The 11,011-nt window shown below is 34.2% G+C and carries 8 protein-coding genes and 1 pseudogene; 8 read left to right on the top strand and 1 reads right to left on the bottom strand.

From position 1 onward, the window contains the following. The 8 genes and pseudogenes from AACU98_RS00145 to AACU98_RS00110 all read left to right on the top strand — a co-directional run. Positions 1 to 185 (top strand): annotated as a pseudogene (locus tag AACU98_RS00145) (winged helix-turn-helix domain-containing protein); the annotation flags it as partial. Beyond that, a complete protein-coding gene (locus tag AACU98_RS00140) occupies positions 182 to 634 on the top strand; it encodes a hypothetical protein (protein WP_161735319.1) in 453 nt (150 codons plus the stop codon). The pseudogene AACU98_RS00145 and the gene AACU98_RS00140, both read left to right, overlap by 4 nt. A 162-nt stretch (positions 635 to 796) precedes the next feature. Beyond that, a complete protein-coding gene (gene treR / locus AACU98_RS00135) occupies positions 797 to 1,765 on the top strand; it encodes a trehalose operon repressor TreR (protein WP_004244888.1) in 969 nt (322 codons plus the stop codon). 118 nt (positions 1,766 to 1,883) lie between these two features. After that, positions 1,884 to 3,305, top strand: coding sequence for a PTS trehalose transporter subunit IIBC (gene treB / locus AACU98_RS00130; RefSeq protein ID WP_161735317.1), 1,422 nt, complete (start codon positions 1,884 to 1,886; stop codon positions 3,303 to 3,305). A gap of 25 nt (positions 3,306 to 3,330) precedes the next feature. After that, on the top strand, positions 3,331 to 6,048 hold the full coding sequence (locus AACU98_RS00125) for a glycoside hydrolase family 65 protein (protein ID WP_161735315.1): 2,718 nt from the start codon (positions 3,331 to 3,333) through the stop codon (positions 6,046 to 6,048). Continuing rightward, positions 6,041 to 6,685: a beta-phosphoglucomutase gene (gene pgmB / locus AACU98_RS00120; RefSeq protein WP_004252426.1), complete on the top strand. Its 645-nt coding sequence runs from the start codon at positions 6,041 to 6,043 to the stop codon at positions 6,683 to 6,685. The genes AACU98_RS00125 and pgmB overlap by 8 nt, the downstream gene beginning before the upstream one ends. Positions 6,686 to 6,739: 54 nt before the next feature. Continuing rightward, complete coding sequence (locus AACU98_RS00115; RefSeq protein ID WP_004247343.1) at positions 6,740 to 8,125, top strand: carbohydrate porin; 1,386 nt, start codon at positions 6,740 to 6,742, stop codon at positions 8,123 to 8,125. Positions 8,126 to 8,493: 368 nt separating this feature from the next. Continuing rightward, positions 8,494 to 9,750, top strand: a complete 1,257-nt coding sequence (locus AACU98_RS00110; RefSeq protein WP_161735313.1) for a Zn-dependent hydrolase — start codon at positions 8,494 to 8,496, stop codon at positions 9,748 to 9,750. Here AACU98_RS00110 and AACU98_RS00105 read toward each other — a convergent pair. After that, a complete protein-coding gene (locus tag AACU98_RS00105) occupies positions 9,744 to 10,628 on the bottom strand; it encodes a helix-turn-helix domain-containing protein (protein ID WP_004244894.1) in 885 nt (294 codons plus the stop codon). The two genes, AACU98_RS00110 and AACU98_RS00105, sit on opposite strands and share 7 nt — an antisense overlap. Positions 10,629 to 11,011: the final 383 nt, after the last annotated feature.

Genomic DNA, 11,011 nt, shown 5'->3' with positions numbered 1-11,011 from the left:
ATGAGGAAAAAGAAAATTTAATTGATAATTATATTTCTAGTTATTCAGATTATAATTTCATCTATATAACTGAAAGTGATTCTTATTCACGAACATCATTAATATTATGTAAAAAAAAGTTTAGTCCTATTAATTTCTTGCATAATCAATGTGTGTCTATTTATGTATTGGATAATAAAAAATGAAAAAATATAGTGCTATTAGTGTATTAGTTATCATTTTAAGTTTAATGATTTATTTTAGTTTTTACTTCAATCAAGAAAAAGAAAATGTAATAAATTGTGAAGCAAAGTTAATTATTTATGATAAAGAGGATACTAAAGCTAATTTAGAATTAATGTTTACTTTAGGGGAGGAGCAAGGATGGGCAAGTATTCGAGGTGTTATTGATTATAACGGCGATTTGATCACAGTGTATAGAAAATCTTTTTTTGATATAACCAAACTGAAAACTAGCTACAAGCTAGCATCTACACAGATCCTTATTAACGATAATAACAGTGAAATTATCAATAAAATAATTCCCAATTTATATGTAAAAGAAGGTTGGCAAAGAAGTCTTTCTGTTTTTAGTCAAAACGATGGTGGTTATTTATTCTCATCTAACAATGTATACTCATTTTATTGTTATTAGTATACAAAAAAGACAAATATAAAATTCTCTTTTTTACGATTGTGGTAGTATCTGCGTACAATTTTTAGACTAAATCAAACAGTAAAAGAATCACTTGTGGAAAACAACCTGCTAAAACTACAATAACTTTATCACACAGCAGATAAATACAGAAAAACGCTCATGACAGATACTAATAAAAAAAAGTTAACAATCAATGATATAGCCAAACTTTGTGGTGTGGGCAAATCGACTGTTTCAAGAGTACTTAATCAAGATCCTATGGTTAATGAAGAAACAAGGAAAAAAGTTAACTCAATTATTGAGAAATATAAATTCACACCGTCAAAATCTGCACGAGCAATGCGGGGGTACTCTAATCGTTCTTTTGGTATTATCGTCACTCGCCTTGATTCTTATGCGGAAAATCAAGCAGTTAGTGCCATATTACCTATCCTTTATCAAAACAACATTGACCCTATTATTTTAGAAAGCCAATTTAGCCAAGCCAAAGTAGAAGAAAACTTAAAAATGCTCGCCCACCAGAAAATCGATGGCGTAATATTATTTGCATTTTCAGGGATCAATGCGGCTAACTTAGCAAGTTGGAAACAAAAAATGGTTGTTATAGCAAGACCACTAGAAGGTTTTGTTTCCATTTGTCATGACGATGAACGAGCTGTTAACGCTTTAATGCATTATTTCCATCGAGACAAACATTATCAACATATAAGTTTTATCGGGATCCAAATTAATGATGAAACAACGGGTTTATTACGTTATCAAACTTATCTTCAATATTGCCAGCAACATCAATTAATATCTCAAGCTCAACTTGGTGAACTTAATTATCAAAGTGGCTATTTACTTGCCAAACAAGCATTAGCAAGCAAGCCTCAAGCTATTTTATGTGCGACCGACTCTCTGGCCTTTGGTGTACAAAAATATTTAGCCGAACAGAAAATAGATCATATTGAGGTGGCCTGCATCGGTCGTAATGATCTACTCACCTTTTTATTTCCTCAAACTAAATTCTATCGATTAGGTTTTAGAGAAAGTGGACAAGAAGCTGCTAACATATTGATACAAATGCTAGAAAAAAATATTCCTGCACAAAAAATCATTATATCAAGTCATGACTTAAACCCATGATCAAATAAATTAATGATCATTAACTGTGATCTTTATCTTGTTATGGGAACGTTCCCATTGGATAAAAAGAAAGATCTCGATATATTAAAAATAACCCTACTATTATGAGAATATTAATATGTCGATACCTCAAAACAACCAAGCCATTGAAGAGTTAATTACTCTTGTTGGAGGTTCAGATAATGTTATTAGCGTTTCACACTGTCTAACCAGATTACGTTTTGTTCTGAATGATCCCAATCTTGCTGATATAGATAAAATTAAAAAAATATCTTTTGTTAAAGGCTGTTTTAATAATGCGGGTCAATTTCAAGTTATTGTTGGTATGGATGTTGATATCTACTATAAATTATTAATTGATAAGCTTTCATTAAAAGCTAAATCTAAAGATGATATAAAATCTGATGCGAAAAAGAATATGGGATCCTGGCAAAAGCTGATTGCCAATTTAGCCGAAATTTTTGTTCCATTATTACCTATCTTAATTTGCGGCGGTTTATTGTTAGGATTAAGAAATGTTATTGGCGAAATGCCTATATCAGATAATAAACCCCTCACTTATTTTTATCCTTGGTTAACGCCAATATATGATTTTCTCTGGTTACCTTGTGAAGCCATCTTCCATTTTCTACCTGTGAGTATTTGCTGGTCGAGTGTAAAAAAGATGGGTGGTACACCTGCACTAGGTATCGTACTAGGTATAACCTTAGTTTCTCCACAACTAATGAATGCTTACAATTTAGGTACACAAATTCCTGAGGTTTGGAATTTTGGTTTATTTACTATTGAGAAAGTAGGTTATCAAGCCCAAGTGATCCCTTCGATTTTAGCGGGACTATTTCTGGGATGGTTTGAGACTAAATTACGTCGTTTTATCCCTGATTACCTAAAATTAGTTATTGTGCCGATTGTAACTCTTATTGTCGCCGTTTTTGTTGCCCATGTTATTTTAGGCCCTATCGGTAGAAGCATAGGTGATGGTCTCGCCCAACTGATCAAATTTTTAATGTTAGGTGATTTTGCCCCTATTGGTTCAACTATTTTTGCCTTTTTCTATTCCCCCATGGTGATCACCGGCTTACATCACACAACGTTAGCGATAGATTTACAAATGACTCAAAGTTATGGCGGTACACCTATTTGGCCGATTATCGCTCTGTCTAATATTGCTCAAGCATCCGCCGTTGTAGGCATTATTATCGTTAGCCGCAAATTAAATGAACAAGAAATTACTATTCCGGCAGCTATCTCTGCTTATTTAGGTGTGACAGAGCCAGCCATGTATGGCGTCAACTTAAAATATGGCTTTCCTATGCTGTGCGCCATGATTGGCGCTGCGCTAGCGGGTTTGATTTGTGGATTAAATAATGTGCTATCTAATGGTATTGGTGTCGGCGGATTACCCGGTATTTTATCTATCCAACCTACTTATTGGTTAGTTTATTTATTGGCAATGATAGTGGCTATTGTCGTCCCTATTGGATTAACCATTCTGGTCTATCGCTATAAAGAAAAAGCAGGCACCTTGCAAGTCGATTAATTTAATCTCAAACTAAAGGTTAAACATGAATTATATCTCTGTTATTCTTTCTGATACTGATATCACCATTAAATATCTTTCAGAAAAAAGCCATTATTCATTTAATACCACAAATAGCCATTACCTTGATTGGCTAAATATGGCTAAAGCTATTAATCATAAATTTAACTCTGCTCAAGGTGGTTTGATATATTCGACAAGTAATAAATCGGATAGCGCTATTATTAAAACCATTGATAATAAAGTAATAAATTTATCAAATTTCTTTACTGAAATATTTAATAAACCTTTTATTTATATCAATAAAGCGCAGCTTGAACATCATCATGATTTAGAAGAAAAAATGGTTACAGTTGCCAATAACTTTGCTTGGTCAATTGAATATTCAGGCTTAGAAACAGGAAAAGATGAATATTGCCAAGAGTCTCTCTTAACTACGGCCAATGGTTATATTGGGTTAAGAGGAACTTTGCCCGAAATGACTATAAGTGATGAGCACTACCCCGCTACCTATATTGCTGGCCTATATAATCAAGCAAGTTCACAAATAGAAAACCATCAGGTGATTAATGAAGATTTTGTTAATGCACCTAATGGACAATTTATTTCTCTTAAAATTGGTAAGGGAGAATATCTTCATCCAAAGCAACTGATAACACACCATTTAACACGTCAATTAGATTTAAAAACGGGTGTATTCACTAGCCAATGGCGTGTAGAAACCCCTGAAGGACAGCAACTTGATATTCATTGTACAAAATTTGCCAATATGGCTGATATGTCACATTACGCCATTTTATATACCTTTAAACCATTAAATTTCTCAGGTGAGATAACGGTTATAACTCGCCTAGAAGGAAATACTTATAATTACGGTGTACAACGCTACCGTAGCCTTAATCCCCATCATTATCATGTGTTACAAACTGGAGCGAATAAGCAACACGCATTTATATTAGCTCAAACAGATCAGTCAAAAATAGGGATCGGATTATCGTCAACAATAAGTGGTGATTTCTTTGCAAATGAAGATATTGTTTGTCATGTTTCAGATACGCTTGTTGAACAAACCATCACCTTCAACGCTCAACAAAATACCACCTATCAACTTGAAAAATGTGTTGCTGTAACAACCTCTACGGCTTACCCAGACTCATGGCAAGATGTGGTTAATTGGGAACAACAACCTTTACACAGCCAATTGATAAATAGCCAAAAAGCGTGGCAAACGTTATGGGATAGTGCCGATATCTCGATTTCTGGCGATCTGATGACCCAAAAATTACTACGCTTACATACCTTCCATTTACTGTCATCCGCATCACCATTTAGCAATCAGCAACATCAATTAGATGTTTCAGTCACCGCCCGAGGGTTACACGGGGAAGCCTATCGAGGCCATATTTTCTGGGATGAGATCTTTATTCTGCCATTTTATATTATGCACTTCCCTGAAACCGCACGCCAACTATTACTATATCGTTACCACAGGCTACCTGCTGCGCGTCTTGCGGCACGAGCAGAAGGATTTCAAGGTGCTATGTTCCCTTGGCAATCAGGGCATGATGGTAGTGAGCAAACCCAGACACTGCATTTAAACCCCTTATCAGGGCAATGGGATGCCGACCATAGTTGTCGTCAACGTCATGTCTCATTAGCGATTGCCTATAATGTGTGGCTATATTGGCTAAATACTCATGATCACCAATTTATGGAACAGTATGGACTTGAACTACTCAACGACATTACCTTGTTCTGGTTAGACCAATGTCAGTGGGATGAAGGCGATCAACGTTTTCATATTGATGGAGTTATGGGGCCGGATGAATTTCATGAGAAATACGCAGACTCACTTGAAGGTGGCTTAAAAGATAACGCATACACTAATTTAATGGTGGTTTGGTTGTTTAATCAAATAGAGATGTTCATAAACAATGATCGTTTTTCTAAAAAATTACAACAGCTAAACCGCCAATCTAGCGTTTTCAATAAAATACAAGAAGTTAAAAATCGTATTGCTATCAATATTGATGCTCATGAAATTATTGAACAGTTCTCAGGTTATTTTCAATTAAAAGATCTGGATTGGGAAAGCTATCGAAAAAAATACGGCAATATCTATCGTATGGATAGAATTTTGCGTAAAGAAAATAAATCTGCCGATGATTACAAAGTAGCTAAACAAGCAGATACCCTGATGTTATTTAATAACTTAGATAAGCAAACCGTACATTCCCTAATTACCTCTCTTGGTTATTCAGTTTCTAAGCACTTTGCTGAAAAAAATCTACATTACTATTTAGAAAGAACCTCTCATGGTTCCACACTGTCACGCATTGTCCATGCTTATCTCGCAGAACAAATACAGTTACATGATTTGTCATGGCAACTTTATCAAGATGCTCTTTATTCAGATTATAATGATATTCAAGGTGGAACAACTGCCGAAGGTATTCATACTGGTGTCATGGCGGCAACATTAAATACCACCATCATGGCTTATGCCGGTGTTGATATTCGTCAGGATATGTTGACCATCACCCCTTCACTCCCTCAACAATGGCAAAAACTAAGCTTTAAATTATTGCATCGCTCTACTTTATATCAAATTAATCTCACTCATAAAGAAATTAGTATTTTAAGTGATAAGCCCAGTACTATTTTAATTAACCATCAAACGCATAAGCTAACCGCCAATACGTTATTAGTATTAAATTTAAATGGAGACACGCAAAATGACTAAAGGTCTTATTTTTGATCTGGATGGCGTAATTGTTGATACCGCCAATTACCACTATATTGCGTGGAAAAAACTATCTAATGAAATAGGAATTGATTTTGACAAAGAGTTTAACCATTTATTAAAAGGAATAAGTCGAATTGAGTCATTAGAGCTTATTTTATCTCATGGTAATAAAAGTGATGTTTATTCTGCGGATGAAAAAAAATCATTAACAGAAACAAAAAATAAATATTATCTTGAGTTATTAAATAATATTACTCCAAAAGATATTTTACCGGGTGTTTTAGATCTAATAGAACAAGCAAACAATAATCACATTCCTTGTGCTATTGCATCAGCTTCAGAAAATGCCCCAACCATATTAGAAAAATTAGGCATTAAGCATTATTTTAAGGCAATTGTTGATCCTAAAACACTCAAAAAAGGCAAGCCCGATCCTGAAATATTTTTGCGTGCAGCTGAGTTTATTCACATTCCACCACATTTATGTATCGGATTTGAAGACTCGATTGCTGGAATACAATCGATTAAACAAGCGGGCATGTATGCAATTGGCGTTACTGCTGACGGCCCCTTACCAGAAGCAGATTTAGCTGTTCACTCATTAACTGAAATAGATATTCATTCACTTTTTTAATAAAAAAACATGGGGATAATAAACCTCCATTATTCCCGATATAAGGAATAAACAATGAACATCAAACACCTTGCGATAGCGACTTGTATCGGCATTGCCGTGCCGACAATTGCTCACGCCAATACAAATGAATTATCGATAGAACAACGTTTAGCTCGACTAGAAGAGAGAACGTTAGCCGCTGAAAAAAGAGCTGAGTTAGCAGAGCAACGTGCCGCTAAGTTAGAAAATGCGTTAAAACAAAATCAGGCGCTTAATAACAATCTATCACAAACTAGCGAAACTATAACTGCGCCACCGTCATCGCTGATAGAAACAAATACCGGTTATGGAAAACTCAAGTTATATGGTGATGTTGAATTTAATACAGATATCGCAAGTAAAAAAGGTCAGCTAACCTCCATTAACATGCGCTCAGGTAAAGAAAAAGACTATGGCGATTATGATAAATGGGGGATCAATGGGCGTATATTAATTGGCTTAGACGGAGAGCGTCTGTTAGATAATAAAAATTATGCAGGCTTCACTGTTCAACCACTGGCAAATATTGATGGTAAGGTATCTCTCGACGATGCCGCTTTTTATTTTGGTAAAAAAGAGCGTTGGCAATTTAAGTTAGGTCGTTATGAAGCTTATGATATGTTCCCACTTAATCAAGATACTTTTGTTGAATATTCAGGCAACACTGCAAATGATACTTATAGTGATGGCTTTGGTTATATCTACATGATGAAAGAAGGTCGAGGGAGAAGCAATAGTGGTGGTAGCATGATGTTTAATAGCCAATATAATAATTGGTATTTTGAAACTAATTTATTAATTGAAGATGGAACGTCTATTTTTGCTAACAAGGAATATCACGGAAATAAACTATATAATAATAAAAATGTTATTTATTTTCGTCCAGTTATTGCATGGAATAACAATAATTTTAAAGTTGCTGTAGCCTTAGAAAAAAATATTATCAATAATGCTTATGGTTATGATGATAAAAAAACGGGTGAATTTAGAGATCAATCCAAACGCAACGGTTATGGATTAACTTTAGGCTGGAGCAATCTACAACAAAATCCTGAAAATGGTGTCACAATAAATTGGAATACCGCTTATTTAGACGCTAACGATGAGAACGACTTTACAACAGGTACTAATATTTTATGGCGTAAATTACAATTAGGCTATATCTATGCCCATAATAATATTAAGTCATATACTATTAATAGTGATGATGATAACAATAATGATATTATATTTGGCCCAGGAAAATATAATATCCACACTCTCTATTCCTCATATGAATTACCTAATATTTTAGATATGGATAATTTTAAAATCTATTTAGGTGCATATTATTCTGTTATTAATGGTAAAGATATTGAAATAGAAAATAGCGATAAAGATCGTTATGGTGTAAGAGCACGTTTTAAATACTTCTTCTAGATTTAATTATTAATATATTGGATGAGAATATCATCCAATATACCCCATGAGAATAATTTTCATTTATATTAAAAATAAGAAAGATTAATATCAGTACAACATCTTATTTTATTTATCTTTTATAACATCTTTAACACAATAATGATTCATTTATGAAATAAGTCAGAAATATATCTCTTTTTAATTACGCCCTATCTCACAGAATATAAAATCCCTCTTATTTACCATTGACGAAATAAATTCTGAGAAGTAAATATAATAAGTAACGATTATAAAAATAGCAGACCATCTATAAAAGATGGCTTTTTTAATCTTTTATTTGTCTCATTTTTTAGACAGTTTTACAGAAAACACCGGAGAATAACCTTATGACTCAACCAATTACAGCAACAGACTTTTCAATTAATGATATGAAAACATTAATTGAAACAATGCAAATTTATAAAAAAGATAACCATGACAAAGGGATAACACGTATTGCCTATAGCGAAGAAGATGAAGCAGCCCATCTCTATCTTGCTAGTGTAATGAAAGAGGCAGGCCTTGAAGTCTATCGTGACGGTATTGGCACACTCTACGCTCGCTTACCGGGGCAAGATAGAACATTACCCGCCGTAGGAACAGGCTCTCACCTTGATACCGTTCCCCAAGGGGGCGCTTATGATGGCGCCTTAGGAGTTATTGCTGGTTTTTATGCTTTGATGCAATACAAACCACAACAACTGAAACGTGATCTAGAGTTAATTGTATTCCGAGCAGAAGAATCGAGCCGATTTGGGTTTTCATGTATCGGAAGTAAAGTGCTAACAGGAAAAATTGACCGTACTCGATGGGAACAAAATAGAGATGATGAAGGTAATAATTTCTTTGATGTTTTAAAATCCCTTGGTTATCAGCATGAAAACTTAGATCAATGTTTACTTAAATCAGACCGTTATAGTGCATTTGTTGAATTACATATTGAACAAGGTAAACGTCTAGAAAACGATCAAAAAACAATTGGAATTGTCAATGGTATCGCTGCGCCAACACGCTTTTCAGTCATCGTAAATGGCCATGCAGACCACTCTGGTGCAACGCCAATGTATCAACGTCAAGATGCGTTAGTGGCGAGTGCGGGTATTATTACTGATATCAATCATGCTGCCTGTACGGAAGCGGTATACGGCACCGTAGGTACCATTGGTAAACTTAATGTCATACCAAACTCGATGAACGTTATTCCAGGGCAAGTAAAATTCTCCGTGGATATTCGTGGTATTGATACGGACAGTATTCAACGTGTTGTACAGCGTTTAACAAACAGTGTTGAGAAAGCAGAAAAAGATTTTGGTGTAAAAATAATAGTGCAACCTATTTCGGCTGAATCACCAGTAAAACTGGATGACTCAATTTGCCAAGTTATTGAAAATATTTGTCAAAAACACGATATCAATTATATGACTATGTTAAGTGGTGCCGGTCATGACTCAATGAATATGGCATCTTTATACCCGACAGCGATGATTTTTACCCCCTCTGTTGCGGGGATTAGTCATCACCCAGATGAATTTACGGAGTTTAGTGATATTGCAATAGCTGCAGATATCTTAGCGGAAACATTAGGTGTTCTAGCTAATCAATAATGACTGATAATCTCTTTTAGGCGTGTAATGGCATCATCATTTTTTATTGCTTTTGCCCATAACGTATCAAACAGAGATTGATATTGGAATATTGCTTCTGTTGATGAAGATACTGTCGCAATACCCGTACTTACATTAGGAAATTCACCTAAACGAAATGGACTAACCGCTAAAGAGAGAGGTGCTTTGTTTTGATAAAACAATTGAAAGGTTAAAGATGGCATCGTATCTGAAATAATCGCAATATTAAGATGACTATTTTTTTGCTCTAACTTTTCAATTAAATGGCTGATTTCTTGTTTTGCGCGTTGTTTTCTTTCTTGTTGAATGGCTTTACTTACATTAACAGAGCCTAGCATACCAACATAAAGAAATTTTTCGATTTGCTGTTGACTAATTAAATTATAAATATGCGGTGAGTGTAATGATTGATGCTTTTTACGCTCTTTTAAAATAGATAAAACTTCTTGTTGCTTCTTTGTTAGCGCATTTTCAGGAGAGGCTTCTGTTAACATTTCGACAAGCGTTTTATCATAACAATCAGAGGTTAATAAATAAGAAAAGGGTTCGAAATGGGTATAAATATGGGAAGATTGCGTTTCAAGTTGGCGCATTCGTTCAAAAAAACCATTAGCGCTAGAGTAATACTCCGTATTAATACCTAATAAGCTACTTAATGAGGTGTTAAGTAATCGAGCAAGATTATCTAATGTCTCAATTTTAACGATTTCACCCTTTTCTAATCGATAGACAGCGGCACGGGAGATCCCTAAACTTTCAGCTACATCTTCAGCTTTTAATGAGGAGGCAATACGATAAGCACGCAGTCGATGACCAATGGACAAGTAATCTATCTTTTCTCTTGATATATAAGACATTTTATTATTGCTCCACCAAAGATAAAGAATATGTATAAAAAATAGACATCAAATAATTTAGCCATATATAGTTTAAAGGAAATAGATAATAAAAAATATTACCTTCTTCACATAGAAATCAAACAAATCGCAGTAGTACCTAGCTGATAACATAAATTAGGTTTTAAATTAGGTGTTATCAAAAAGATAGCCTCACCAGGGAACTATCATAATAATAATAAATAGAAAAGGCACTGTAATCATATTGCAGTGCCTTTTCTATTTAACAGGAAACATATTATCTTATTAACAATACAATCAACTAATAATATAACAACATAATAATGTAACAAAATACTGACATGTGTTTTTTCAAAAAGAAATAAAAAATTAAAAACACAATA

Source organism: Proteus sp. G4380 (genome assembly GCF_963885725.1).
GTDB lineage: Bacteria > Pseudomonadota > Gammaproteobacteria > Enterobacterales > Enterobacteriaceae > Proteus > Proteus mirabilis.
Note: the sequence above shows the minus strand (reverse complement) of the source record. Positions and strands in the feature narration are given on the sequence as shown.

Bases quoted from the DNA above. Each gene is read 5' to 3' on its own strand.
- AACU98_RS00110 (WP_161735313.1), top strand. From the start codon at position 8,494: ATGACTCAACCAATTACAGCAACAGACTTTTCAATTAATGATATGAAA.
- treR (WP_004244888.1), top strand. From the start codon at position 797: ATGACAGATACTAATAAAAAAAAGTTAACAATCAATGATATAGCCAAA.
- AACU98_RS00140 (WP_161735319.1), top strand. From the start codon at position 182: ATGAAAAAATATAGTGCTATTAGTGTATTAGTTATCATTTTAAGTTTA.
- treB (WP_161735317.1), top strand. From the start codon at position 1,884: ATGTCGATACCTCAAAACAACCAAGCCATTGAAGAGTTAATTACTCTT.
- pgmB (WP_004252426.1), top strand. From the start codon at position 6,041: ATGACTAAAGGTCTTATTTTTGATCTGGATGGCGTAATTGTTGATACC.
- AACU98_RS00125 (WP_161735315.1), top strand. From the start codon at position 3,331: ATGAATTATATCTCTGTTATTCTTTCTGATACTGATATCACCATTAAA.
- AACU98_RS00115 (WP_004247343.1), top strand. From the start codon at position 6,740: ATGAACATCAAACACCTTGCGATAGCGACTTGTATCGGCATTGCCGTG.
- AACU98_RS00105 (WP_004244894.1), bottom strand. From the start codon at position 10,628: ATGTCTTATATATCAAGAGAAAAGATAGATTACTTGTCCATTGGTCAT.